Below are 26666 nucleotides of genomic sequence, written 5' to 3'. Positions count from 1 at the left end.
TGCGCAAGGCTTCCGCGAGGTTGCGGTTGACGGGCGGTAAATGGGTGGCAACACGGGCACATCGCAAAGGAAAGACCGCCCATGTTTCCCATCGTCCGCCTGCTGAAAGATCTGTTTGTCGCCAGCCGCATGGACCCCCTGCCGCTCACGGCCGTGCACCGCTCCAGCCATATCTGCTGGCCCTGGGATCTGGATATCTGGCTGGAACTGAACAACGGCCGCGCGATGACGCTTTATGATCTGGGGCGCACCATGCTGGCGCAGCGCGTCGGGCTGATCGGCGCGCTGCGCCAGAACCGTTGGGGGATGACCGTGGCGGGCACCTCGGTGCGCTTCCGCCGCCGTATCCGGGGCTTTGAACGCTTCGAGATGCGCAGCCGTGCCGTGGCCTGGGACGACAAGTTCATCTATCTGGAGCAATCCATGTGGAAAAAGAACGGCGAATGCGCCAGCCACGTGATGCTGCGCACCGCCGTTACGGACGCCAAGGGCATCGTCCCTCCGACAAAGGTGCTGGCGGCCGTCGGTCAGGGGGACGCCGAAACCCCGACAATGCCCGAGTGGATCGCAGCATGGTGTCAGGCTGATGCCACACGCCCCTGGCCACCGATGGCCAAGACGCAGGATGGGCTTGCTTCGTAATGCCAGCACCTGTCTTATCGGCAACAACAAAAGGTCGGGGGGATGGGCGACATGGCTGAGGTGTCACAGAAAAAGCGGATCTGGGGGTGGTGGTTCTTTGATTGGGCCAGCCAGCCCTATCACACGCTGCTTGTAACCTTTGTCTTTGGCCCCTTCTTTGCGGCCGTTGCCGCGCAGCATTTTCTGGGCCAGGGGCTGGCCGAGGAAGCCGCCAAGGCGCAGGCACAGACCATTTGGTCCATCGGCATGACCGTGACCGGGCTGCTCATCGGCTTTGGTGCGCCGTTTCTGGGCGCACTGGCGGATATTTCGGGGCGCAAGATGCCCTGGATCATGGTGTTTTCCATGATGTACCTGATCGGCGCCTGGGGACTTTGGTACATGGATCCGGCAGGCAGCAACCTGTGGTGGATGCTGATCAGCTTCGGCTTTGGCTTTATCGGCGCTGAATTCGCCCTGATCTTCGTCAACGCGCAATTGCCGTCGATGGGCAGCAAGGAAGAGGTCGGCGCCATCTCCGGCTCCGGTTTCGCCTTTGGCTATCTTGGCGGGGTGATCGCGCTCTTTATCATGCTGCTGCTCTTCGTGGAGCAAGGCAACGGCAAGACCCTGATCGGTCTTGATCCCATTCTGGGGCTTGATGCCGAAGCAAAAGAGGGGACCCGCGCCGTCGGCCCGGTGACCGCCATCTGGTTCGCCGTCTTCATGGTTCCCTATTTCCTGTGGGTGCATGACAACCACGCCACCGGTCAGCGTGGCAGCATGGGCCGGGCGGTTCGGATGGTAATCAATCTGGTGGCCGGGCTGCGCCACCGCGCCAGCCTGACCAGTTACCTCGTCTCCTCAATGCTTTACCGGGATGCGCTCAATGGGCTTTATGCCTTTGGCGGTGTCTATGCGAGCCTGGTTCTGGACTGGTCGATCACCAATATCGGTATCTTCGGTATCATCGCCGCGATCTCGGCGGCCCTGTTTAGTTGGCTGGGCGGCAAGGCGGACAAACGCCATGGTCCCAAGCCGGTGATCATTGTCGCCATTCTGGTGCTGACGCTGGTCTGCATTACCGTGGTCTCCATGTCGCGGGAGCAGTTCTTTGGCGTCGCACTATCCGAAGGTTCCTCCCTGCCCGATGCCGTATTTTTTGGCTGCGGCGTTCTGATCGGCGGTTTCGGCGGAATCCTGCAATCCGCCAGCCGCAGCCTGATGGTGCGCCACACGGATCTCGCCAAAGCCACGGAAAGCTTTGGACTTTATGGACTTTCCGGGCGCGCGACTGCTTTCCTCGCGCCCGCGCTGATCGGCATTGCAACCACAATCACCGGCAGCGCCCGACTTGGTATCACTCCCGTCATCGGACTTTTTGTTCTAGGCTTGATTCTGTTGAAATGGGTTGAGGCCGAGGGAGACCAGACGTGAGACTGCTGTTTGCAACGCTTGTCGCGATTGCCGGGCTGATCGGGCCAGTTGCGGCGGAAACCCCGGCCAAGCAACTGTTCGGCGCCAAGGCGGTCGGATCCCAGCAACGGCCTGCACCGCTTGGCTCTTATGCCAAGGGCTGCGTCGCGGGGGCCGTGCAACTGCCGGAAACCGGCCCGACATGGCAGGCCATGCGCCTGTCGCGCAACCGCAACTGGGGCCACCCCGAGACCGTCGATTTCATCCGTGACCTTAGCACATTCGCGGCCCGGCAACCGGGCTGGAAGGGGCTTTATATCGGTGACATCAGCCAGCCGCGCGGCGGCCCGATGCTGTCCGGCCACCGCAGCCACCAGATTGGCCTTGATATCGACATCTGGATGCGTCCGCCGGACCGGCTGAACCTCAGCCGCGGTCAGCGCGAGAAGATTTCCTCGATTTCCATGCGCCGGGCCAAGGGCGCCTTTGTGAACAGTGACTGGACCCGTCAGCATCACGAGATCCTCAAGGCCGCCGCCAGCGACAAACGCGTGGCGCGGATCTTTGTCTTTCCCGGCGCCAAGGTTCAGATGTGCAAGGATGCCAAGGGCGACCGGCGCTGGTTGCGAAAAATCCGCCCCTGGTGGGGACATCACTATCATTTCCACGTGCGGCTCAACTGTCCACGCGGCGCACGCGGCTGCGTCGATCAGAACCCGCCCCCGCGCGGCGATGGCTGCGCCGATGCGCAGAAATGGGTCGATGACATCCTGAACCCGCCGCCGCCCAAGCCGCGCGATCCCAATGCGCCAAAGCCCAAGCCGCGCCGCGACTACACGATGAAGGATCTGCCCCGGCAATGCGCCGCAGTCCTGCAATCAGATTAAGCCTTGCCCTCATGGCTGCAGCTGCGCTGGCCGTGGCGACCTACGCAGGCGCCCGCGCCGGGCGGGTGTCGGCTGAGGCGCGGCTGATCGGCAGCTATACCTGGGCGCCCCCGGTGCAGCCCGAAAAACCCTGGTTCGGCGGCTTTTCCGGCATCGAGATGGGCAAGGACGGCCGCTCCATGATCCTGCTCAGCGACCGGGCGCATCTGGTGAGGGCCCGGATCAATCGTACAGAGGGCAGGATCACCTCGGCGCGCGTCACCAAAAGACGCAGCCTGCGAGCCTCGACCGGGCGTATCCTGCAAGGGCGCATCGTCGACAGCGAAGGGCTGGCCATTGCCCCCGATGGCAGCCTTTATATCTCCTTCGAAGGGGTGTCGCGCGTGGCGCATCACCAGCGTGGAGGCAGCCGGGCGGAGGTTCTGCCCCGCCCCAACGCTTTCCGACAGATGCCCGCCAACAAGGCGTTGGAGGCGCTGGCCATAGACGGCGCCGGTCACCTCTACACCCTGCCGGAAAACGCCCCGGACAAGGACGGAAACCTGCCGGTCTGGAAGTGGGACGGCAGTGAATGGAGCCAGCCCTTCAGCCTGCCCCGGCGTGGAAGGTTCATGCCGGTGGGGGCGGATTTCGGCCCCGACGGGCGGTTCTACCTGCTGGAGCGGAACTTCCTGTTCTTCGGCTTCCGCAGCCGCCTGCGGCGCTGGGATATCACCGAGGACGGGCCGCAGAACGAAACCACCCTGCTGCAGACCGCGCTCGGCACCCACGATAATCTCGAAGGGGTGTCAATCTGGCGCGACGCAGCGGGGATCTTGCGCGCAACGATGGTCTCTGACGATAACTTCCTGTCAGTGCAGCGCACGGAACTGGTGGAATACAGCCTACCCGATTGACCCCGGCTGCTGCCGCATGCCACTGCGCGACAGGACGCGCCCGCAGCGTGCCCTGCACGCTGCCCGGCCCAACGGGCGGGGGGACATCTGTGATGTCTCACCGGCGGGCGGGAGCCTCCCCTGTCTTGCCAATAGCGTCAAAAAGGACTAACTGGCCCGATACTTAGCGCAATCGCCCTGCGCCGGGTACATTCCACAAGTCTCCGCTACCTTGTCAAAACGGACCAGTTACATGACACGTTCCTATTTTCCCGGCATTCTTGCCATGGCCGCCGTCGTTGTGGCCTCCAACATCCTGGTGCAATTCCTGTTCGGCCAATGGCTGACCTGGGGCGCCTTCACCTATCCTGTCGCCTTTCTCGTCACCGATGTGATGAACCGCGTCTACGGCAAGGGTCCGGCGCGCCGGGTGGTTCTGGCCGGTTTCGTCGTCGGGGTGATCTGCTCCCTGATCGGCACTCAGATCATGGGCGAATTCGGCCCGCTGGTGACCCTGCGCATCGCGATTGGCTCGGGCCTTGCCTTCCTCACCGCACAATTGCTGGATATCTCGGTCTTTTCCGCCCTGCGGGGTGGCAAATGGTGGCGTGCGCCGCTGGCCTCGACCCTGGTTGGCTCCAGCGTCGATACCGCGCTCTTCTTTTCCGTGGCCTTTTCCGGCACGCTCAGCTGGATCGAACCGGCCAATGACGTCTCCTGGGCCGGTGAAATGCTGCCGCTGCTGGGCAGCGGTCCGGTGGCGCCGCTCTGGGTCTCGCTTGCCCTGGCAGACTGGATGGTGAAACTGGCGCTGGCGCTGCTGGCGCTGATCCCCTTCCGGCTGATCGTCAAACGGCTCACTGCGGTCCCCACCCTGTAGGGATCGCCCAAAAGGGCCACCTGCCAAGAAATCAGACACGCTTCGCCGCCTTTTCCCGATTGCCGCAATTTTTGTTTGGCAGATCGGAAATTCCGTGCAACGCTCATTGGTAACGGAAACAGAAATGTAAAGGAGGTGATCCAGTGTCAAGAAAGGTATTGGAGCAAGGTGTTGGAACAACCGGAGGGTCCGCCTGCTGAGGCAGCCCTTTGCTGTGTGGTCCTATCGGCTGGCCTGCAAGATGCAGATCTAACCGACCCGACCTCCTGAAAACTTTCGAAGGGCCGTCCCGCAAGGGGCGGCCCTTTTACCTTGCCGCCTTTTACCTTGCTGCAAGCCGCTGTAGGCTCTGCCCGTTATGATACGGATCGACAACGATATCGCCCTGCAGGACTGGGAAATCACCGAAAGCTTCATCCGCGCCTCTGGGCCGGGTGGGCAGAACGTGAACAAGGTGGCCACCGCCGTCGAACTGCGCTTCGAAGCCGCGCGCTCGCCCTCGCTGACACCGGCGGTCAAGGCGCGCCTGAAACGTCTGGCCGGGCGGCGCTGGACCAAGGAAGGCGCCATTATCCTGCATTGCGACGAAACCCGCTCGCAGCAGCGCAACCGCGATATCGTGCGCGATAGGCTCGCTGATCTGGTGCGCCAGGCGCTGGTGGCCCCAAAACGGCGGATCGCCACCAAACCGACACGCGGCTCGGTGCGCCGCCGCCTGGAGGCCAAGAAACAGCGCGGCCAGATCAAGGCCGGCCGTGGCAAGATCGACCCGGACTGATCTCGCATTGCACCTGCCCAAATCGCTGTTAAAGCTATCAAAACGAGATTTGGGAGATAACGAATATGCGGCTTGCAGGAAAAACAGCGATTGTCACGGGTGGTGCCTCGGGATTTGGCGCGGGCATTGTAGAAAAGTTTCTGGCCGAAGGGGCCAAGGTGATGATTGCGGACATCAACGGGGATGCCGCAGCCGCCATGGCGGCGGATCTGGGCCCGAATGCCATCGCGCAGGCGGTCGACGTTGCGGACGGTGCATCGGTCCATGCCATGGCAGAGGCTGCGCTGACCGCCTTTGGCCAAGTGGACATTCTGGTCAACAATGCCGGCGTCACACATCTGCCGACCCCGCTGGATGAGGTGTCAGAGGAAGATTTCGACCGGGTGTTCAACGTGAACATGAAATCGGTCTATCTGACCGCCCGCGCCCTGGTGCCGCACATGAAGAGCCGCAAAACCGGCGCCATCCTCAATGTTGCCTCCACGGCTGGCGTGTCGCCGCGCCCCAACCTCAACTGGTATAATGCGTCAAAGGGCTGGATGATCACCGCGACCCGTACCATGGCGGTGGAGCTGGCGCCCAGCGGCGTACGCGTCAACGCGATCAACCCGGTGGCCGGTGAAACACCGCTGCTGAAATCCTTCATGGGCGAGGACACCCCCGAGGTGCGCGCCAAGTTCCTGTCGACCATCCCGCTGGGCCGGTTCTCCACGCCTGAGGACATGGGCAATGCCGCCTGTTTCCTGTGCTCGGACGAGGCCAGCATGGTCACCGGTGTCGCCATGGAAGTGGACGGCGGTCGCTGCATCTGACCCCGCGCAATCACCACTCGGAAACGACACGTCAGGAGAGCCGCCATGCGTCCCGGACCCCGCAACCTGATCACCGACGTGCCCGGCCTGCTGGTCGGCAATGCAGCGGATGATGACCTGAAATCAGGCACCACGGTGCTGACGGCCAAGGACGGCCTGACGGCCTCGGTCCATGTCATGGGCGGGGCCCCGGGGACGCGGGAAACCGATCTTCTGGCGCCCGACAAATCGGTCGCCAAGATCGACGCGCTGGTGCTGTCGGGCGGCTCGGCCTTTGGCCTCGATGCCTGTTCCGGTGTGGTGGATGCGCTGCGCGCGGCGGGCCGGGGGTTCCAACTCGGACCAGCGGTGATCCCGCTGGTGCCCGGCGCCATCATCTTTGACCTGCTGAACGGCGGCAACAAGGACTGGCAGGACAACCCCTATCGCGCCCTTGGCCGCGCTGCGTTCGAGGCCGCAGGGGAAGAGTTTGCCATCGGCACCGCCGGGGCAGGCACTGGCGCGCTCACCGCAATGGTCAAGGGCGGGCTTGGCTCGGCCTCCTTCGTGCTCGACAGCGGTGTCACCGTTGGCGCCCTTGTCGCGGCCAACCCGATGGGCGCCGTCACCACGCCGGGGGATCGCCATTTCTGGGCCGCCCCGTTTGAGGTCGATGACGAATTCGGCGGCCTAGGTCCGGATCCACGGGGCGGATTGGGTCAGGCGCTGAACAGCCGCAAGATGCAGACCATGCGGGCGCAGGCCGGGGCCGAACCAATCCCCGAGGAGCGCGGCAATACCACCATTGCCATCGTCGCCACCGACGCCGATCTGACCAAGGCGCAGTGCCAGCGCATGGCCACCGCCGCCCATGACGGCATTGGCCGCGCCACCGTTCCGGCCCATGCGCCGGGCGATGGCGATCTGGTCTTTGCCGCCACCACCGGCGCCCGCCCTCTGGCATCGCCCGAGGCCGAATTGGGCCAGATCGGCCATGCTGCGGCGCTGTGCCTCAGCCGCGCCATCGGTCGTGCAATCTATAACGCAGAGCCCGCCAACGGCGACCTTTTGCCCTGCTGGAGCGGTGCGTCCGGCACCCCGTCGCAGTAGCAAGATCACGCGAACTTGGGGCGGCGCGTCAAAACGTCCATTGACTATACGCCCCAAAGACCTCGTATTCCCTACAGCCAACTCAAATTGGAGCAAGCATATGAAACGTCTGATGTCCGCCGCCGTAATTGGCCTTCTCGCCGTCCCCGCCTTCGCCGAAGGCGATGCCGCCAAGGGCGAAAAGGGATTCAAGAAATGCAAATCCTGCCACATGGTCGTCTCGGACAGCGGCGAAACCATCGTCAAGGGCGGCAAGACCGGTCCGAACCTCTGGGGTGTCGCTGGTCGTCCGGCAGGCAGCTACGAAGGTTTCAAATACGGTAGTGACATGACCGCCGCCGGTGAAGCAGGCCTGGTCTGGACCGAAGAGAACTTTGTCGCCTTCACGCATGACCCCCGTGGCTTCCTGCGCGAATACCTGGACGACAGCGGTGCAAAATCGAAAATGTCCTTCAAGCTGAAAAAAGGCGGCGAAGACATCTATGCCTTCCTGGCCGAGCACGGACCCGCCGCCTCTGAATAAGCGATAGGCGCGGATTTAATCACTACAGGCCGCGGCCCAAGGGGCGCGGCCTTTCGCGTAATTGCGCTTGATCGTGTTTGCGAATAACGAATTGAAGATGCGGTGAGCGGACCCTTGTCCAAAGCCGCTGACGGGAATTGAAACGGACCTGAACCCGCGATGACTCATCCGATCCCGGCCTGGGTGAACGGCGAACTGACACCGGTTGAAAAGCTTGCGGCCCATGAACAAGGGCTGAAGCACAAGGCCGTGTCGGTCTTCGTGGTCAAAGGCACCGAAATCCTGATGCAGCGCCGCGCCATGGGCAAGTATCACACCCCCGGGCTGTGGGCGAACACCTGCTGCACCCATCCGATGTGGGACGAGGCCTCCTCTGCCTGCGCCGTGCGTCGCATGGGCGAAGAACTTGGCATTACCGGCCTTTACCCCGAATTCCGCCACCAGCTGGAATACCGCGCCGATGTCGGACACAGCATGATCGAACACGAGGTGGTCGATGTCTTTCTGGCCCATGCCCATCGGCCGCTGAACCTGGAGCCCAATCCGGACGAGGTGATGGACACGCGCTGGATCGACTATCACGACCTGATCGCAGAGGTGCAGCGCCACCCCGACCGGTTTACCCCTTGGCTGAAGATCTATCTTGGCAACTACGCCGATGTCATCTTTGGCCCCGATCTGATCATCGCCGCCCAGGATTGAGCCTGCACAGACCGGGGCCCGGGTCTGTGCCTTCGGGGTGAGTCAGCGCGCACTTGCTCTGATCAGATGAAGCATGTTTTCTAGGGCACCAGACCGAACAGGAGAAACGCGGAATGACCCTTCTCATCGCAGGTGGCGGTATTGCCGGCCTGACACTTGGATTGACGCTGCACCAGATCGGTGTGCCCTTTCACATCTGCGAATCCGCGCCCGAGCTGAAACCAATGGGGGTTGGCATCAACCTGCAACCCAATGCGGTGCGGGAACTCTTGGATCTGGGGCTGGAAAAGGAACTGGACGCCATCGGCGTGCGCACCCGGCAGCTGGGGTTCTACACCAAGCTGGGCAAGACGATCTGGGAAGAACCGCGTGGCATGGATGCAGGCTATGCCTGGCCGCAGTATTCGGTGCACCGCGGCGCCCTTCAGATGATGCTTTATGAGGCGCTGGTGGCCCGCGCCGGGGCAGAATGCATTTCGACCGGTGCCCGCGCCACCGGCTTTGAAACCACACCCGAGGGCGCCGTGCTTTTGCTCGACGATGGGCGGCGTCTTGGGGGACGGTTGCTGATTGCGGCCGACGGCATCCACTCGGCCCTGCGCAAACAGATGTACCCGAACGAAGGCGAGCCGATCTGGAACGGCCGGATCCTGTGGCGCGCCACGACGCAGGCCCCGGTCTGGAGCGGTGGCGGCGCCATGGTGATGATCGGCCACAACGCCCTGCGCATGGTGGCCTATCCGATTTCGGACCCCGGCAGCGACGGTCTGGCAACGATCAACTGGATCGCCGAGAAAAGCTTTGATCCGAGTGCCGCCTGGAAGAAGGAAGACTGGAACCGCGCGGCGGATATCGAGGATTTTGTCGGCGACTTCGAGGACTGGACATTCGACTGGATCGACGTACCCGGCCTGATCCGCGGCGCTGATGTGGTTTATGAATACCCGATGGTGGACCGCGATCCGTTGCCGAAATGGACCGACGGATCAGTGACGTTGATGGGCGATGCGGCGCATCCGACCTATCCTGTCGGCTCGAATGGGGCGAGCCAGGCCATTCTTGATGCCCGCCTGATCGGCGCCGAACTGCTGCGGCACGGGCTGACCCCTGCCGCGCTGGAAGCCTATGAGGCGGCGGTGCGCCCGCTGACCACCAACGTCGGCCTCGCCAACCGCAGCGCCGGCGGCCCGGATGCGGTGCTGCAGATGGTCGAGGATCTCTGCGGTGGCGATTTCGAGACCGTCGAGGATGTGATCCCCATGGAGGATCTGGCCGCCCATGCGGCGAAGTACAAATCCATCGCCGGCTTCAGCATCGAAGAGCTGAACGCCCGCCCCCGCACGATAGCCGAAGGCGCTCAGCTGGACTGAACCACCTCGACTGCGACAGGGGCGCTCCCGCCGCTTTCCCGTGTCATCAAAGATGACGCGGTCTGCGTTGGGCCCGGCGGCGCACGATGTGCGCCGCGACAGGTTTTGCTGAGAAGCGTTTCAGGGGCAGGTCTGCCCTGAAAGCACCTGTTCCAGTTTGGGACTGCGCCGAGTCGCCTCAAGGGTGCCCCCGCCTGCGGCGGGGCCGCTCGAGCGGCCCTTGACCCGAATCGGCGCGGGTTTGACCCGCAGGATCAGACGCCGATCACCGCCTGCACCGCCCGTTTCCAGCGACCGTAGGCGGCCTCTCTCTGGTCCGCCTCCATCGCGGGTGTGAACTGGCGATCCCGGGCCCAGGTTGCGGCAAAGCCGCTCTGGTCGGGATAAATACCGGCCTTCATGCCCGCCAGCCAGGCCGCGCCCAGCGCCGTGGTTTCCTGCATTACCGGCCGGTCGACCGGGGCCCCGAGGATGTCCGACAGGCTTTGCATGGTCCAGTCGCTGGCGCTCATCCCGCCATCGACGCGCAGGGTGACGCTGTCCTCGGCAGCCTCCTGCCAGTCGGCGCGCATCGCCTCCCACAGATCGCGGGTCTGATAGGCGACGCTTTGCAATGCGGCACGGGCGAATTCCGCCGGGCCGGAATTGCGGGTGAGACCAAACATGCCACCACGGCAATCCGGTTCCCAATAGGGCGCGCCGAGGCCAGTGAAGGCCGGCACCAGGATCACGTCCTGCCCGGGGTCTGCCGAGGCTGCCAGACCGCCGGTTTCCTGCGCCGAGCCGATGATGCCCAACCCGTCGCGCAGCCATTGCACCGCTGCGCCCGCGATAAAGATCGATCCTTCCAGCGCATAGGTCGGCTGGCCATCCAGCTGATAGGCGATGGTGGTCAGCATCCGGTTGCGGGATTCAACCGGTGTCGCGCCGGTATTGAGCAATGCAAAACAACCGGTGCCATAGGTGGATTTCATCATGCCGGGTTGGAAACAGGCCTGACCGATGGTGGCCGCCTGCTGATCCCCCGCCACGCCGAGGATCGGGATTTCAGCGCCGAAATGCTCGGCCGCAGCGATGCCGAAGTCTGCGGCGCAGTCCTTGACCTCGGGCAGCATCTGCATTGGCACATCCAGGACCTCACAGATCTCGGCGCTCCAGCCGCCTTCGCGGATGTCATACATCAGCGTGCGCGCAGCATTGGTGGCATCGGTCACATGGGCGGCGCCGCCGGTCAACCGCCAGATCAGGAAACTGTCCACGGTGCCGAACATCAGCTTGCCCTCGGCCGCGCGGCTGCGGGCGCCGGGCACAGTGTCGAGGATCCACTTGACCTTGGTGCCGGAAAAATAGGGATCAAGCAGCAGACCCGTCGTCTTGTGTACCAGATCGCCATGCCCGGCGGTCCGCAGCTCTTCGCAGATCGCCGAGGTGCGGCGGTCCTGCCAGACGATGGCCTTGTGGATGGGCTGGCCGGTTTCCCGGTCCCAGACCACCGTGGTTTCGCGCTGATTGGTGATGCCGATGGCGGTGATATCAGATGCCGAGATGCCCTGTTCCGAGATCACCCGGCGACAGACCTCCAGCGTGGAGGACCAGATTTCTTCGGGGTCGTGTTCCACCCAGCCGGCCTGCGGGAAATACTGCGGGAACTCCTGCTGCGCGGTATGGGCGACCTGCATGTCCCCGTCGAACAAAATCGCCCGCGTCGAGGTCGTGCCCTGGTCGATCGCCAGAATAAAACTCATCTCCTGCCCTCTCTCCTGTCTTCTGAGGGCAGACTTTAGACGCAAAAGTGTTAGCGCGACCAGACCCGACTAATCACTTAGTTGCGGAACCGCGATATTGTCGATCAGCCGCACCCCATCGAGCCATGCCGCCACCAGGAGCCGCGCGGGCCGGGTTGGGGTTTGCAGCGGTGCCAGAGTGTCAGCGCAGCGCAGGTCCAGATACTCGACCTCACCAAAACCCGCGGCCTGCAGGGCGGCGCGCGCCTCTGGCTCGATCTGGTCGAAGGTTTCCCCGGCAGCCAGTCGGTCCGCGCAGCCCGTCATGATGGGATAAAGCCGACCGGCCTTCTCCAAAGCCTCCACCGACAGGCGCATATTGCGCGAGGACATGGCAAGACCAGAGTCTTCGCGTACGGTGGGGCAGCCAACCACTTCGATCGGGATATCGAGATCCCGCGCCATGCGGCGCACCACCATCAGCTGCTGGAAATCCTTTTCGCCAAAAAACGCCTTGTGGGCGCCGGTCTGCAGGAACAGCTTGGCCACGACAGTGGCGACACCATCGAAATGTCCAGGCCGGAATGTGCCCTCCAGAACGTCTGTGATACCTTCGACCGAGACCGAGGTGGCATAGCCATCGGGATAGATCTGATCGGGGTCCGGAACATAGACCACATCGACATCAAACGGCGCGAGTTTTTCGGCATCCGCCCGTTCGGTGCGCGGGTATTTGGCCAGATCCTCGGGGCTGTTGAATTGCCGCGGGTTCACGAAAATGGTCACGATCACCCGGTCACAAGTAGCCTTGGCCGCCTCGACCAGCGACAGGTGCCCAGCGTGCAGGGCGCCCATGGTGGGCACGACGCCGACAACTTCACCCGCGCGGATCCAGGTGGCGTGTTGCGCGCGCAGGTCCGCAAGGCGGCGCAGAATAGGAACAGTCATTGTTTCGGTCAGTCCTTCTTGGCGCCGGGCGCCGCATCCGCGAAAACATGTTCAGCCGCCGGAAAACTGCGGCTGCGCACCTCGGTCGCGTATTCCTTGATCGCGGCCTCGGCCATGGGGCCAAGATCGGCGTAGCGTTTGACAAACTTCGGTTTGAAGGCGGCGAACATGCCCAGCATGTCATCCAGTACCAGAACCTGCCCGTCACAGCCTGCCGAGGCGCCGATACCAATGGTCGGAATGGCGATCTCTGCGGTGATCTGATCGGCCAGGACCTGCGGCACCTTTTCCAGCACCACGGCAAAGGCGCCAGCCTCGGCAACGGCGTGGGCATCGGCAATCACCGTCTCTGCCTGCTCATCGCGGCCCTGCACCTTGTACCCGCCCAGCGTGTTGATCGACTGCGGCGTCAGACCGATATGCGCCATCACCGGGATGCCGCGTTTGACAAGAAACCGGATGGTCTCGGCCATCTCGACCCCGCCTTCCAACTTGACCGCGCCAGCACCGGTTTCGCGCATCAGCCGCGCCGCATTGCCAAAGGCCTGTGCCGGGCCCTCCTCGTAGCTGCCAAAAGGCATGTCGATCACCATCAGCGCCCGTTTCAGCCCCCGCGCCACCGCCTGACCGTGCAGGACCATCATCTCCATGGTGACGCCCAGAGTCGAGGGCAGCCCATGCAGCACCATGCCGACACTATCCCCCACCAGAACGAAATCGCATGTGTCATCCATCAGCCCCGCCATCGGGGTGGTATAGGCTGTCAGGCTGACGATGGGATCCTGGCCCTTTCGGGCGCGGATATCTTCGGCCGTGATGGCCTTGGTCTGGAGGTTCGCGCTCATCTTCTTCCCACGTTGGTTTTGGGTTGCGGAGGGGTATCATTTCGCACCCGCAGCATCCAGTGCGCGAAATGTCTCCCCCCTTGTCTCTTTCTGCCGCAACGCCAAAACGCGACAGGCTCTTGATTAACACTGCAAAATCAGGACAGACTTCTGGCAAGCCCGCCAACAAGGGCGTGTTTCCAACATCAGGGAGTTTCAAAGTGACATTCAGATCCATCCTCTTTGCCGCCGGTTCCGCGCTGGCGCTGAGCACCGCAGCCGCCTGGGCCAAAGACAGCGTCACCATCGGTCTGCAGCTGGAACCGCCGCATCTGGACCCGACCAGCGCCGCTGCCGGGGCCATCGATCAGGTCCTCTACTCCAACGTCTTCGAAGGTCTGACCCGCTTTATGGGGGATGGCTCGGTTGTGCCGGGTCTCGCCAAAAGCTGGGACATTTCCGAGGACGGTCTGACCTATACATTCCACCTGCACGACGGCGTCACCTTCCATGACGGCACCAGCATGGACGCCGAAGACGTGAAATTCAGCCTGGACCGCGCCCGCGCCGAAGACAGCACAAATGCGCAAAAGGCGCTGTTCTCGGACATCGCAGATGTCACCGTGGTTGATCCGATGACCGTCAAAGTCACGCTGAGCCAGCCTAACGGCAGCCTGCTGTTCAATCTGGCCTGGGGCGATGCCGTGATCGTGGCGCCGGAAAGCATCGAGGACATCAAGACCGCGCCGATGGGCACCGGTGCCTTCAAATTCGCAGGCTGGGTGCAGGGCGACCGCATCGATCTGGAAAAGAACGCCGATTACTGGGGCACCCCCGCGAAACTGGACAAGGCCACCTTCAAGTTCATCTCGGACCCCACCGCCGCCTTTGCAGCCGTGATGGCCGAGGATGTCGATGCTTTTTCCGGCTTCCCCGCGCCCGAGAACCTGCCGCAGTTCGACGCCGATCCGCGGTTCCAGGTTCTGGTCGGTTCGACCGAGGGGGAAACCATCCTGTCGACCAACAACAAACAGGCGCCCTTTGACAATGTGAAGGTGCGCGAGGCGCTGGCCCATGCCATCGACCGTCAGGCCATCATCGATGGCGCCATGTTCGGCTATGGCACTCCGATCGGCACCCATTTTGCGCCGCACAACCCGGCCTATGTGGATCTGACCGGTCAGTCCGCCTTTGATCCGGAAAAGGCCAAGGCGCTGCTGGCCGAGGCCGGTCTGCCGGACGGATTTGAAACCACCCTGCACCTGCCGCCGCCCTCTTATGCCCGCCGTGGCGGTGAGATCATCGCCGCCCAGCTGGCAAATGTCGGCATCAAGGCCGAGATCATCAACGTGGAATGGGCGCAGTGGCTGGAAACCGTGTTCCGCGGCAAGAACTTTGGCCTGACCATCGTCAGCCATACCGAGCCGATGGACATCGGGATCTATGCCCGCCCGGAATACTACTTCCAGTATGACAATCCGGACTTCCAGCAGCTGATGACCGACCTGAACGGCACCACCGATCCCGATCAGCGGACCGCGATGCTGCAGCAGGCGCAACAGATCATCGCCGACGACTACGTCAACGGCTACCTGTTCCAGCTGGCTTCTCTCAGCGTGGCAAAGGCTGATCTTCAGGGTCTTTGGGCCAATGCGCCGACACAGGCGACCGATCTGACTGCTGTCAGTTGGGCCGAATAAGCCCTGCCAATCTGCCCCAACAAAGGGCGCGCTGCGGCGCGCCCTTTTTCATGCCCGCACCGTACTTTCACCTCTCCGTCGGCCAGCGGCTCGGACCAGACGGATTCGCATATCGAATCGTGAATGCCCTGAAGAAAAAATGGCTTTGATGTCTGCTGCTTAGCTCGGATTCCGCACGCTCCACGACGGCTGCGCGTTAGCCGCACAAAAGATGACCGAAATGGCAATTTTTCACGGCCAGATCACAAAAATAATAGCGCCAGTTTCACCCTCTGCGCTGCTTGCTCTGGACCGATCCCTCTGCTGATTCTAGCCTGTGTCACAATGATACAATATTCTTTCAAACGACTGCTTTCGCTGTGCCTCAGCCTAGCTGTGGCCTCTATCGTGATCTTCGCGGTGATCGAAATCGCGCCCGGCGATCCGGCGTCCTTCATGCTGGGCATCAACGCCCAGCCTGACACCGTGGCGGCCCTGCGCAGTGAGCTGGGGCTCGATGAATCGAAGCTGCACCGCTACCTGACCTGGATCGGCGGCATGCTGACCGGCGATTTCGGCACATCTTATACCTACCGCACCCCGGTGGCCGAGATGATCGCCGACCGGCTGTGGGTATCGCTGCCGCTGGCGCTTTATGCGCTGGCGCTGTCGACGCTGATCGCATTTCCCGCCGGGATCTATGCTGCTGCACGGCGTGGGAAACCCGGAGACATGGCGGTGATGGGCGCAACCCAGCTGGGCGTCGCCATTCCGAACTTCTGGTTTGCGATGCTGCTTGTGCTTGTCTTTGCCATCAACCTGCGCTGGTTCAGCGCCGGGGGCTTTGGCGGCTGGGAAAACGGAATCTGGGCCGGGATGAAATCCCTGACCCTGCCCGCCATCGCGCTAGCCCTGCCGCAGGCGGCCATTCTGGCGCGGGTGATGCGCTCCGCCCTGCTGGATATTCTGGGCGAGGACTTCATGCGCACCGCTCGTGCCAAGGGTCTGACCCGCAGGCAGGCGCTGTGGCGGCACGGGCTGCGCAACGCGATGATCCCGGTGCTGACCATCATCGGTCTGCAGTTTTCCTTTCTGCTGGCCGGGGCGATCATCATCGAACAGGTGTTCTACCTGCCCGGCCTTGGACGGCTGGTGTTCCAGGCGATTTCCTCCCGCGATCTGATCGTGGTGGAATCGGTGGTGATGCTTCTGGTCTTTGCCGTGATCACCGTGAACTTTCTGGTCGATCTGGCCTATGCGCTGGTCGATCCCCGGCTAAGGAGCCGTACATGAGCCGCAGTCTGTTCCTTGGCATATTCCTGTCCTCGCTGGTGCTGCTGGCGGCGCTGCTGTCGTTCGTCTGGACGCCCTTTGACCACACGGCGATGGCCATCCCGGACAAGTTGCAACGGCCGAACGCCGTGCACTGGCTGGGTACCGATCACTTCGGACGCGACATCTTTTCGATGATCATGGTGGGCGCGCGCACCTCGCTGGCGGTGGCGCTGGTGGCCGTCGGTATCGGCATGGCCATCGGCATCCCGCTGGGGCTAACGGCGGCGGCGCGCAAAGGCTCTGTTCTGGACGAGTTGATCATGCGCGGCAACGATCTGGTCTTTGCCTTCCCGTCGCTTGTGATCGCGATCCTGATCACCGCCATCTTTGGCCCCGGCGCCATCAACGCGATCATCGCCATCGGCATATTCAATATCCCGGTCTTCGCCCGCATCACACGGGGGGCGGCCCTGTCGCTCTGGCAGCGGGAATTCATTCTCGCGGCGCAGGTTGCGGGCAAAGGCGCAGCGCGGATTTCAGCCGAGCATATCCTGCCCAACGTGGCGAACCTGCTGATCGTGCAGGGCACCATCCAGTTCAGCCTTGGCATTCTGGCCGAAGCAGGCCTCAGCTATGTCGGCCTTGGCGCGCAGCCGCCGACCCCCAGCTGGGGACGCATGCTGGCGGATGCGCAAACCATGGTCAGCTTTGCCCCGCATCTCGCGATCATTCCCGGGTCGGCCATCGTGCTGACCGTGCTTGGCCTCAACCTGATGGGCGACGGGCTGCGCGACTGGCTGGACCCCAAACTGCGGGAGGCCCGCACATGACACCGCTTTCCCACATCTCCGCAATGGCCATGTGCCCGGCACAGCCGGGCCGCGCCCGACCCTCCCCCCGGGAGGGCGCATTGCGCCCAGCCAGGCTCGGGCGCTCCCCTTGGTGTGATCTTATGGAAGGACGCCAGACGTGAGCCTGCTGAATATCACCGACCTGTCGCTCTCCATCGGCAGCCACCCGATCCTGAAGAACGTGACCCTTTCGGTCGCTGCCGGAGAGATCGTCGCCGTCACCGGCGAAAGCGGCTCCGGGAAATCCATGACCGCCTTTTCCGTCATGCAACTGCTGCCCGAGCGGACCACAATCCAGGGGCAGATCCTGCTGGAAGACACCGATCTGACCCGGCAAAGCGAAGCGCAGATGTGTGCCCTACGCGGTCAATCTATTGGCATGGTCTTTCAGGAGCCTATGACCGCGCTCAACCCGGTCAGGACGATTGGCGATCAGGTGATGGAGACCATCCTGATCCACGGCGCCATGACGAAACAAGAGGCCGAACAACGCGCCCGCGACATGCTCGACCGGGTCGGTCTGCCTGCGGATCGCTTCCCGCTCAGCCGCTTCCCGCACGAGCTGTCCGGTGGTCAGCGCCAGCGGGTCGTCATCGCCATGGCCATCGCCCTGCGCCCGAAACTGCTGATCGCGGATGAACCGACAACTGCGCTGGACGTGACCACCCAGGCCCAGATCCTCGACCTGCTGAAGGATCTGGTGCAGGAATTCGGCATGGGGCTGCTGATCATCACCCATGATCTGGCCGTGGTGGCGGATCTGGCCGACCGGATCGTCGTCATGCGCCACGGCGAAGTGGTCGAAACCGGGGAAACCGATTGGCTGCTGCACAACATGAGCCACCCCTATACGCGGATGCTCTTCGCCGCCTCCTCGCATCAGGTCACCCTGCCAACGGCGCCGGAGCCGAAACCGCTGCTGGAGGTCAAGGGCGCCGTACGTGACTACCGCCTGCCGCGCAAATCACCCTTTGTCCCGCAGCAGCATTTCCGCGCCGTGAACGAGGTCTCCTTTACCCTCAACCGCGGCGAGCGGCTGGGCCTTGTCGGCGAGTCAGGATGCGGAAAATCGACCCTGACACGGGCAATTCTGGGGCTGGAGCCACTTCAGAGTGGTGAAATCCTGCTTGATGGGAAGCCGATTTCGGCCGGTCACGCGGCCGAGGCGCGCCGTAAGATGCAGGTGGTATTTCAGGATCCCTTTGGCAGCTTCAACCCGCGTCACCGGGTCGACCGGCTGATCACCGAACCCTTCTACAGCCAGCCCGATGCCCCCACCGGCAGCGCCCGCACCGATCTGATCGCGGAGACCCTGACCGCCGTCGGCCTGGGGCCGCAGGATGCAAACAAATACATTCACCAGTTCTCCGGCGGTCAGCGCCAGCGCATCGCCATTGCCCGCGCTCTGATCACCCGGCCCGAGCTGATCCTGTTCGACGAAGCGGTCTCGGCCCTTGATGTCTCTGTCCGTGCGCAAATCCTCGACCTGCTGGCCGAGCTGTGTGAGGCCTATGAGCTCACCTACCTGTTCATCAGTCACGATCTTTCGGTGGTGCGCACAATCACCGATCGCTGCCTGGTGATGCAGAAAGGCCAGATCGTCGAGGAAGGCGCCACCGAAGAGGTGCTGTCGGCGCCCCGGCATCCCTATACGCAGGCCCTGATTGCCGCCGCCCCTGTTCTGCCCGATCTGACGCAGGGAGCGGCATGAGCCTGACACTGTCCCTGATCCTGCCAAAGGAGCATGCGGTTCTGACCAGTGTTCTGGCGGGGTATTTCGAAGAAACCGCAAGCCAGGCCCGGATCGATCCGGGCGACAGGGCACGGCAGATGCTGCACCGCAAGGATGTCATCGCCTTCTGGGTGCTGAACGACGGGAAACGCATCGGCTTTGCCCTGGTTCTGAACCTGCCCGACGACCGGCGCGAGCTGTCCGAGTTTTCGATCTTTGCCCCGCATCGCCGCCATGGCTTTGGCCGGGTGGCGGCAGAGATCCTGTTTCAGGAGTTTCCGGGGCGCTGGCGGATGGGCATTTCGGCCCAGTCCCCGTCGGCCCTGGCCTTCTGGGGCACCTGTCTGAGCGTCCTGCCCGGGGTTACCGAGCTGCGCGAGGGCGCACCCTTTACCGAGTTGCAAAGCAAAAGCTATTCCTTCCAGATTACAGGACCCACTCATGACTGAAAAAAACAATATCTGGTTCGATCCCAGTTTCTGCCTGATCGGCGGCAGCTGGCAGGCCTCGGCAAGCGGGGAGACCCTGCCGTTGATCAATCCGTCGAACGGCAACGAACTGTGCCGGATCGCCCGTGGCGGCGCCAAGGACATCGACGCCGCCGTGCGGGCTGCCGAAGCGGCGCTAGACAGCGGTTGGGGCCAGATGCCCGCATTGGAGCGTGGCCGTATCCTGTGCCGCATCGGCCAGCTGGTGCTGGAGCGGGTGGATGAGCTGGCCGCGCTGGAAGCAATGGATGTCGGCAAACCCCTGACCCAGGCCCGTGCCGATGCTGTGGCGCTGGCGCGCTACTGCGAATTCTACGGCGGCGCTGCGGACAAGGTACACGGGGAGACCATTCCCTATCTGGACGGCTACACCGTCTATACGCTGCGCGAACCGCATGGGGTCACCGGACATATCGTGCCCTGGAACTACCCGATGCAGATCATCGGCCGCTCGGTTGGCGCAGCGCTGGCGATGGGCAATGCCTGCGTTCTGAAACCAGCCGAGGAAGCCTGCCTGACCGCGCTGGCCTTTGCCCAGCTGGCGCTGGATGCGGGCCTGCCCGACGGGGCGCTGAACGTGGTGCCGGGACTGGGCGCCGAAGCCGGCGCGGCTCTCACCGCGCATCCCGGCGTGCATCACATCTCTTTCACCGGCTCGGTGGCCACCGGCGCCCTGGTGCAGCAGGCCGCAGGCAAGAACGTGGTGCCGGTGACGCTGGAGCTTGGCGGGAAATCCCCGCAGCTGGTGTTTGACGATGCTGATCTGGATGCCGCGTTGCCGTTTCTGGTCAACGCGGGCATTCAGAACGCCGGCCAGACCTGTTCTGCCTCCTCGCGCATTCTGGTGCAGCGCGGCGTCTATGAAGAGGTCAAGACCCGCATGTCCGCCGCCTACGCAGAGCTGACCGTAGGACCGGCCCCGGAAGACCTGCGTCTGGGGCCGCTGATCTCGGCCCGGCAGAAGGAGATCGTCGAAGGCTTCCTGGCCAAGGGGTCGGATCTGACCGTGGCCGCGCAGGGGATTATCGTGGACGGCGCGCCCGAGGACGGTGCCTATGTGCGCCCGACCCTGTTTGCCGATGTGCCCGCCGATCACGCGCTGGCGCGGGAGGAAATCTTTGGCCCGGTGCAGGTGATGATCCCCTTTGACACCGAAGAGGAAGCCGTCGAGATCGCAAATTCCACCGACTACGGCCTCGTGGCCAGCGTCTGGAGCAGCGATGGCGCCCGCCAGATGCGGCTGGCAAAGAAGCTGCGTGCGGGTCAGGTCTTCCTCAACAACTATGGCGCCGGGGGCGGTGTGGAACTGCCCTTTGGCGGTGTCGGCAAATCCGGCCATGGCCGCGAGAAAGGCTTTGAAGCGCTTTATGGCTTCTCCCAGCTGAAAACCGTCGCTGCCTATCACGGTTGACACAGCCCAACAGAAGAGGTTTTGCGCTGCGCTTTGCGCATCGCGAGGCCGCAGGCCGCGCCTTCGGCGCGGCCTGCGGGGCCCAAGGGGAAGACTTGCATGTTCCATGCGAGCCTTCCGCGCGGGAGCCACCGCCTCCGTTAGAAGCGCTTCAGACGATGACGTCGATGCGTTCCTGTTCGCCCACGCCGAATACCCGCTTGTAACGGGCGACTTCATCCGCCGGTCCCATCGCCTTTTCGGGATTGTCCGACAGTTTCACCGTGGGGCGGCCATTGGCGCTGACCGCCTTGCAGACCAGCGAGAACGGCGCCAGCGCATCATCCGGTACCAGCCCGCGGAAATCATTGGTCAGCAAGGTGCCCCAGCCGAAGGACACCTTGACCCGGCCCGCGAACTGCGCGTGCAGCTCGGCGATCTTGTCCACGTCGAGCCCATCCGAAAAGATCACCCGTTTCTGTTTCGGATCCTCTCCGCGGTCCCGCCACCATTTGATCGCGACCTCGGCGCCCGCAGCGGGATCGCCGCTGTCGATGCGGATCCCGGTCCAACCCGCCAGCCAGTCCGGCGCGTGCTCCAAAAACCCCTTGGTGCCATAGGTGTCGGGCAGGATGATGCGCAGGTTGCCGTCGTGTTCATCATGCCAATCCGACAGCACATCATAGGGCGCGCGGGCCAGATCCTCATCCGTTTCGGCGAGGGCGGAATAGACCATCGGCAGCTCATGCGCATTGGTGCCGATCGCCTCGACCTCGCGACGCATGGCGATGAGGCAATTTGAGGTCCCGGTGAACTTCGGTCCCAGCCCCTCCATCATCGCCTGCACGCACCAGTCCTGCCACAGGAAGCCATGCCGCCGCCGGGTGCCGAAATCGGCAATCGACAGCCCGTCGATCTTGCGCAGGGCTTCGATCTTTTCCCACACGCGGGTCATGGCGCGGGCATAAAGGACCTGCAATTCGAACCGGCCCATGTCGTTCAGAACCGCGCGCGAACGCAGCTCCATCAGCACCGCCAACGCCGGGATCTCCCACAGCATGACCTCGTGCCATTTGCCTTCGAAGGTCAGCTCGTACTGATCACCCTTGCGCTCCAGATGATAGGGCGGCAGACGCAGGCCTTCGAACCACTCCATGAAATCGGGGCGGAACATCTGGCGTTTGCCGTAGAAGGTGTTGCCGCGCAGGAAGGTGCTTTCGCCGCGGGACAGCGACAGCGACCGGATGTGATCCAACTGTTCGCGCAGCTCGCCCTCGTCAATGAGCCGGGCCAGCGGCACCTGCGAAGACCGGTTGATCAGCGAAAAGGTGACCTGGGTGTCCGGCTTGCTGCGGAACACCGACTGGCACATCAGCAGCTTGTAAAAATCAGTATCAATCAATGACCGGATGATCGGATCGATCTTCCATTTGTGATTGTAGACGCGGGTTGCAATATCCACCGGCGGCCTCGCTCCGTTGTTTCACAACGTGATAGGGCAGGCCCACGCCCGGAGCAAGGAAATCAGCCTGCGCGCAGGTTGTGTCTGTGGCCCCCGTGGGTCAGCAGGACATCAATCAATTGTTTGCGGTTGATCGGTTTGGTGAGGAATTCGTCCATGCCCGCCGCCAGGCAATCGGCCTTGTCGGTGTCAAAGGCGTTGGCCGTCAGGGCGATGATCACCGGCTGGCGGATCTGCAACGCCCGGATTGCCCGGGTCGCTTCGAGACCGTCCATGACCGGCATGCTCATATCCATCAGGATGATATCGGGCTGAAAAGACTGGGTCAGTTCCAGCGCTCTGGCGCCATCCTCGGCCAGTTCGATCTCCACCGGGAAATCCTTGAGGAACTTCTGGACCAGGATCTGATTGACCTTGTTGTCCTCCGCCACCAGCAGACGCAATCCGTTCAGCGCCGCGGGCACCTCTTCGTCTACAACGGAGGCGCCGCAGGCCTGCTGGGCAGCGGCGGCAGGATCTTTCGCTTCCTGGAAGGGCAGGCGCACAGTGAAACAGGATCCCTGCCCCGGCTCAGATGCGACGGTGATTTCCCCGCCCATGGCCACTGCGAGGCGACGCGAGATGGCAAGCCCCAGGCCGGTGCCGCCAAAGCGGCGGCTGATGGCGGCGTCTGCCTGCGAGAACCGTTCGAAGATCTTGCTCAGCATGTCCTTGCTGATCCCGATCCCGGTGTCGGCGACATGTATGGTGATGTCCCGGCCGCTGTCGCTGTTTTCCGCCATCAGCGTGACCTTGACCTGGCCGGTCTCGGTGAACTTGATGGCGTTGCCAACCAGATTGGTCAGGATCTGGCCAAGCTTGCGGTCATCGCCATTCAGCAACGCCGGAACGGTATCATCGCACTCAAAGACCAGCTTCAGCCCCTTGGCATCGGCCTGCGACTTCAGCAGGCGGATGGTGTTTTCACAGCAGCGGCGGGCATTGAAATCCACGGCATCAAGGGACACCTCGCCCGAGTTCAGCTTGGACAGGTCGAGGACATCGTTGATCAGATCCAGCAACGTCCGGGCCGAGCTAAGGATGGTATCCGCATAGAGCTTCTGATCTTCATCCAGGTCGGTGTCTTCGAGCAGCTGCGCCATGCCGATCACCCCGTTCATGGGGGTGCGGATTTCGTGGCTCATGGTGGCAAGGAATTCGGATTTTGCCCGCGCGCCTTCCTCGGCGGCGAGGCGGGCCTTTTCCAGCTTGGCGGCGTATTCCTTGGACTCGGTGATATCGCGTTCTACCGCGATATAGGTGGTGACGGCGCCGGTATCGTCCCGCATCGGCACCTGATTGGTCTCCAGCCAGAGCGTTTTCCCGTCCCGCCGCTGGTTCAGCACCTGTACCCTGAAGGGCTCCTCCCTCTTGCGCCCTTCGACAATGACGTCAAGGCTCGCCGGGTCGGTGTCCGGGTGGTTCAGAAGATCACCGGGCTGACGGCCGATCGCCTCTTCCGCGCGCCATCCCGTGATCCGCGTGAAGGCATCGTTGACCCAGATGATATTGCCGGTCTTGTCCATCAGCATGACACTGTCATTGGCGTGACGGGCCACCAGCGCCAGCCGCTGGGTCTCAAGTTGCTGCGCATAAAGGCGCTGATAGGCGGTCTCCAACTCCTGCCGCTGAAGGGCCTGGGCCAGCAGGCTACTGCGGGTGCGGTGGAAACCGCGCGTGGTAAAGGTCAGCAGCCAAATCAGCGAGCCAAAGAACACCAAAAGCCCGGCGAAATGAAGCTGCGTGTCCGTGCTGCTGCCGCGCAGCACCGGCCCCCGCACGATAAGTATCAGGATAGGCGTCGCCGTATAGATCGCCAGACGGAAGAACACCGCGATCCGGTGGAAGGGAAACAGCAAGCCTGCGTTGATCGCCGCGCTGGTCAGCAGGGCAATGGAAAACAGCTGGTCATGCCGTTCCGAAAACTCCGGCGACCCTGCATCCACATAAACGGACCAGAGCGGCGCCGTGGCAGCGATGGCAACGCCAATCCCGTGAAGGGCTGCCGTCGCGGAACTGACGCTCCGCACCCGTTTTTCAGCGGCGGCATCCCGGCGCAGGCGATTGCGGGCCTGATGCAGATACCAGCAGTCCAAAAGGTCGGGGAGCATCGACGCCAGAAAGCTGAGAAGAGCGACAACAGGCAAGATGAGATAGGCCAGCGCAAGGGACACCAGCACCGCAAACACAAGGCGCGACTTGAAACCCTTGATGCGCCCTCTGGAATAGCGATCAAACAAGCCGGCCGAGCTATACTTCTGGTAGTGGCTTGTCAGCGGTCCATTACCAGACATGCGCTGCTCATTCATCGTCTATCCTTGCGCGTGTCAATCCGCTCTTTGAGTTAACGAAACTCCCTTTAAGAAACACTAAGCAGGTCCCTGGCCCAAATGGACACCCGCCTCCTGCATGTCCTTCAAGGCTGTATTGAGCGATCCCTCCAGATCGATGGCACGGCAGGCCGAGAGATCAACCCGGACATCAAATCCCAGCCGCGCGGCATCCAGCGCCGAGAAGGCAACGCAGAAATCCGTTGCCAGGCCTACCAGCGTCAGATCCATCAAGTCCCGATTGCGCAGGTATCCTTCAAGCCCGGTCGGCGTGGTCTTGTCGTTCTCGAAAAAGGCCGAATAGCTGTCCACTGCCGCACGAAACCCTTTACGGATGATCAGATCCCCGTCCTGCCGCAGATCCTTGTGAAAGGCAGCGCCGGGGGTACCCTGCACACAGTGATCGGGCCACAGAACCTGCGGTCCATAAGGCATCTCGACCAGGCCAAAGGCAGCTTCGCCCGGATGGCTGGAGGCAAAGGAGGAGTGTCCCGCCGGGTGCCAGTCCTGGGTCAGGATGACCGCATCATAGCGATCCATCATGGCGTTGATCGGAGCGGTGACCTCTTCGCCGCCGGCCACTGCAAGCGCACCACCAGAGCAAAAGTCATTCTGAACATCTATAACGATCAAAGCACTGGGCATGAAACTATCCTGTCTCGTTTCACAAGGCGTAGGGCGCAGCATCTGTTGCGTCAATCCCCGCGCCCACTGCGGGGCGAAGCATTCCGACATGCTGCCTGATCGGCAACGCGACCAATTACCACGCTGAAAAGCCGGGCCGTCACGACAGCCCGTCTTGCAGGATTTTCGGACTCTGGTGTAAAGGGCTGGCTATGTACACCATCGCTGCCTTGTATCACTTCACCCGTTTTTCCGACCCCGACGCTTTGCGGGGGCCGCTGCTGGATCTCTGCCTAAGACAGGAGGTCAAAGGCTCTCTGTTGCTGGCGCGTGAGGGGATCAACGGCACCATTGCCGGTCCGCGCGCCGGGATCGACGCCGTGCTGGCGCATATCCGCGCCCTGCCCGGATGCAGCGACCTGGAGTGGAAAGAAGCGACCGCCACCGATGCGCCCTTTGGACGGATGAAAGTCCGTCTGAAAAAAGAGATCGTGACCATGGGCCAGCCCGATGTGGACCCCAAGGCCCGCGTCGGCAACTACGTCGAGCCGGAAGACTGGAACGATCTGATCCGCTCGGACGATGTGGTGGTGATCGACACCCGCAATGACTACGAGGTGGCGATCGGCACCTTCGAAGGCGCGATCGACCCCGAAACCAGCAGTTTCCGGGAATTCCCCGCCTGGTGGGAGGCCAACAAGGACCGTTTCCACAACAAGCGGGTTGCGATGTTCTGCACCGGCGGGATCCGCTGCGAGAAGTCCACCAATTTCCTGCTAGGTCAGGGCGTAGAGGATGTCTACCACCTGAAAGGCGGCATCCTGCGCTATCTGGAAGAGGTTCCGGAACAGGACAGCAGCTGGCAGGGGGAGTGCTTTGTCTTCGACAACCGTGTCTCTGTCGGGCACGGGCTGAAGGAAGGTCCGCATGAGCTGTGCCACGGCTGTCGTCGCCCGCTGCTGCCCGAGGACAAGTCGCGCCCCGAGTACGAGGCCGGGGTCTCCTGTCATATGTGCATCCATGAGACCAGCGAGGCCGACAAAGCCCGGTTCCGGGAGCGGCAGAAGCAAATGCAACTGGCCCGGGCGCGCGGGGCGGATCATCTGGGCACGATTGCTCTTTAAGGTGGACCGTTCTGTAAACCTTCAGAAATAAGCCTTAAAGCAGAATAGTTTCCTTCACGATACCCCTCGTGGTGGAATTTTAATCTTGCATTCTCTTCACGACTTTTTCATTTTATTTAATTGTAGCCAGCGACTCCTATCAAGGCTTGCGTATTTCAAAGCTCGATCGCTGGTGCTTGTGCCATTTTGCACAGTCAATTTTAGAAATGTTGAGATGAGGTGA

The 26666-nt window shown here is 62.6% G+C and carries 24 protein-coding genes; 18 read left to right on the top strand and 6 right to left on the bottom strand.

Annotation, left to right across the window (positions count from 1 at the left end; translation table 11 throughout):
• Positions 1–81: 81 nt before the first annotated feature.
• From JL2886_RS12055 to JL2886_RS12005, 11 genes are all read left to right on the top strand, one after another.
• Positions 82–642, top strand: coding sequence for an acyl-CoA thioesterase (locus JL2886_RS12055; protein WP_065272229.1), 561 nt, complete (start codon positions 82–84; stop codon positions 640–642).
• Positions 643–693: 51 nt separating this feature from the next.
• Positions 694–2058, top strand: coding sequence for an MFS transporter (locus tag JL2886_RS12050; RefSeq protein WP_065273671.1), 1365 nt, complete (start codon positions 694–696; stop codon positions 2056–2058).
• Positions 2059–2063: 5 nt separating this feature from the next.
• The gene (mepA, locus tag JL2886_RS12045) at positions 2064–2924 is read left to right on the top strand and encodes a penicillin-insensitive murein endopeptidase (RefSeq protein WP_237028464.1); all 861 of its coding nucleotides are present in this window, start codon (positions 2064–2066) and stop codon (positions 2922–2924) included.
• The gene (locus JL2886_RS12040; protein ID WP_065272228.1) at positions 2897–3820 is read left to right on the top strand and encodes an esterase-like activity of phytase family protein; all 924 of its coding nucleotides are present in this window, start codon (positions 2897–2899) and stop codon (positions 3818–3820) included. The genes mepA and JL2886_RS12040 overlap by 28 nt, the downstream gene beginning before the upstream one ends.
• A 232-nt stretch (positions 3821–4052) precedes the next feature.
• A complete protein-coding gene (locus JL2886_RS12035) occupies positions 4053–4679 on the top strand; it encodes a queuosine precursor transporter (RefSeq protein WP_065272227.1) in 627 nt (208 codons plus the stop codon).
• A 358-nt stretch (positions 4680–5037) separates the two neighbouring features.
• The gene (gene arfB / locus JL2886_RS12030; RefSeq protein WP_065272226.1) at positions 5038–5457 is read left to right on the top strand and encodes an alternative ribosome rescue aminoacyl-tRNA hydrolase ArfB; all 420 of its coding nucleotides are present in this window, start codon (positions 5038–5040) and stop codon (positions 5455–5457) included.
• A 65-nt stretch (positions 5458–5522) separates the two neighbouring features.
• The gene (locus JL2886_RS12025) at positions 5523–6269 is read left to right on the top strand and encodes an SDR family oxidoreductase (RefSeq protein WP_065272225.1); all 747 of its coding nucleotides are present in this window, start codon (positions 5523–5525) and stop codon (positions 6267–6269) included.
• A gap of 45 nt (positions 6270–6314) precedes the next feature.
• A complete protein-coding gene (locus JL2886_RS12020) occupies positions 6315–7358 on the top strand; it encodes a P1 family peptidase (RefSeq protein ID WP_065272224.1) in 1044 nt (347 codons plus the stop codon).
• A 100-nt stretch (positions 7359–7458) separates the two neighbouring features.
• Positions 7459–7881 (top strand): c-type cytochrome, encoded by a 423-nt coding sequence (locus tag JL2886_RS12015; protein WP_065272223.1) that lies wholly within the window; start codon positions 7459–7461, stop codon positions 7879–7881.
• A gap of 159 nt (positions 7882–8040) precedes the next feature.
• Positions 8041–8583 carry an isopentenyl-diphosphate Delta-isomerase gene (idi, locus tag JL2886_RS12010; protein WP_065272222.1) on the top strand — a complete coding sequence of 181 codons (543 nt, stop codon included), beginning with the start codon at positions 8041–8043 and terminating at the stop codon, positions 8581–8583.
• A gap of 113 nt (positions 8584–8696) precedes the next feature.
• Positions 8697–9953: a flavin-dependent oxidoreductase gene (locus JL2886_RS12005; protein ID WP_065272221.1), complete on the top strand. Its 1257-nt coding sequence runs from the start codon at positions 8697–8699 to the stop codon at positions 9951–9953.
• Between the two features lie 254 nt (positions 9954–10207).
• Here JL2886_RS12005 and glpK read toward each other — a convergent pair whose 3' ends face one another.
• From glpK to panB, 3 genes are all read right to left on the bottom strand, one after another.
• The gene (glpK, locus tag JL2886_RS12000) at positions 10208–11698 is read right to left on the bottom strand and encodes a glycerol kinase GlpK (RefSeq protein WP_065272220.1); all 1491 of its coding nucleotides are present in this window, start codon (positions 11696–11698) and stop codon (positions 10208–10210) included.
• A gap of 69 nt (positions 11699–11767) precedes the next feature.
• Complete coding sequence (gene panC, locus JL2886_RS11995) at positions 11768–12625, bottom strand: pantoate--beta-alanine ligase (RefSeq protein WP_065272219.1); 858 nt, start codon at positions 12623–12625, stop codon at positions 11768–11770.
• An 8-nt stretch (positions 12626–12633) separates the two neighbouring features.
• Positions 12634–13470 carry a 3-methyl-2-oxobutanoate hydroxymethyltransferase gene (panB, locus tag JL2886_RS11990; RefSeq protein ID WP_065272218.1) on the bottom strand — a complete coding sequence of 279 codons (837 nt, stop codon included), beginning with the start codon at positions 13468–13470 and terminating at the stop codon, positions 12634–12636.
• 200 nt (positions 13471–13670) lie between these two features.
• On the opposite strand from panB, the gene JL2886_RS11985 reads away from it, so the two are divergent.
• The 6 genes from JL2886_RS11985 to JL2886_RS11960 all read left to right on the top strand — a co-directional run bounded on the left by JL2886_RS11985 (position 13671) and on the right by JL2886_RS11960 (position 20885).
• Entirely contained in the window at positions 13671–15149 is a 1479-nt protein-coding gene (locus JL2886_RS11985) for an ABC transporter substrate-binding protein (protein WP_065272217.1), read from the top strand.
• 324 nt (positions 15150–15473) lie between these two features.
• A complete protein-coding gene (locus JL2886_RS11980) occupies positions 15474–16421 on the top strand; it encodes an ABC transporter permease (protein ID WP_065272216.1) in 948 nt (315 codons plus the stop codon).
• Complete coding sequence (locus JL2886_RS11975; protein WP_065272215.1) at positions 16418–17233, top strand: ABC transporter permease; 816 nt, start codon at positions 16418–16420, stop codon at positions 17231–17233. The genes JL2886_RS11980 and JL2886_RS11975 overlap by 4 nt, the downstream gene beginning before the upstream one ends.
• Positions 17234–17372: 139 nt before the next feature.
• Entirely contained in the window at positions 17373–18965 is a 1593-nt protein-coding gene (locus JL2886_RS11970) for an ABC transporter ATP-binding protein (RefSeq protein ID WP_065272214.1), read from the top strand.
• Complete coding sequence (locus tag JL2886_RS11965; protein WP_065272213.1) at positions 18962–19435, top strand: GNAT family N-acetyltransferase; 474 nt, start codon at positions 18962–18964, stop codon at positions 19433–19435. Before JL2886_RS11970 ends, JL2886_RS11965 begins: the two co-directional genes overlap by 4 nt.
• A complete protein-coding gene (locus JL2886_RS11960; protein WP_065272212.1) occupies positions 19428–20885 on the top strand; it encodes an aldehyde dehydrogenase family protein in 1458 nt (485 codons plus the stop codon). The genes JL2886_RS11965 and JL2886_RS11960 overlap by 8 nt, the downstream gene beginning before the upstream one ends.
• 151 nt (positions 20886–21036) lie before the next feature.
• Here JL2886_RS11960 and pncB read toward each other — a convergent pair whose 3' ends face one another.
• The 3 genes from pncB to pncA all read right to left on the bottom strand — a co-directional run bounded on the left by pncB (position 21037) and on the right by pncA (position 25340).
• Positions 21037–22326 (bottom strand): nicotinate phosphoribosyltransferase, encoded by a 1290-nt coding sequence (pncB, locus tag JL2886_RS11955; RefSeq protein ID WP_065272211.1) that lies wholly within the window; start codon positions 22324–22326, stop codon positions 21037–21039.
• A gap of 62 nt (positions 22327–22388) precedes the next feature.
• The gene (locus tag JL2886_RS11950) at positions 22389–24659 is read right to left on the bottom strand and encodes a PAS domain-containing hybrid sensor histidine kinase/response regulator (protein ID WP_237028365.1); all 2271 of its coding nucleotides are present in this window, start codon (positions 24657–24659) and stop codon (positions 22389–22391) included.
• Positions 24660–24734: 75 nt separating this feature from the next.
• Complete coding sequence (pncA, locus tag JL2886_RS11945) at positions 24735–25340, bottom strand: bifunctional nicotinamidase/pyrazinamidase (protein WP_065272209.1); 606 nt, start codon at positions 25338–25340, stop codon at positions 24735–24737.
• A 191-nt stretch (positions 25341–25531) separates the two neighbouring features.
• Between pncA and JL2886_RS11940 the strand changes: the two genes are divergently transcribed.
• Positions 25532–26443, top strand: coding sequence for a rhodanese-related sulfurtransferase (locus JL2886_RS11940; RefSeq protein WP_065272208.1), 912 nt, complete (start codon positions 25532–25534; stop codon positions 26441–26443).
• Positions 26444–26666: the final 223 nt, after the last annotated feature.

Origin of the sequence: Phaeobacter gallaeciensis (assembly GCF_001678945.1) — a bacterium.
Lineage (GTDB): Bacteria > Pseudomonadota > Alphaproteobacteria > Rhodobacterales > Rhodobacteraceae > Phycobacter > Phycobacter gallaeciensis_A.
The sequence above is the reverse complement of the archived record's forward strand: the minus strand, read 5'-3'. Positions and strand labels throughout refer to the sequence as shown.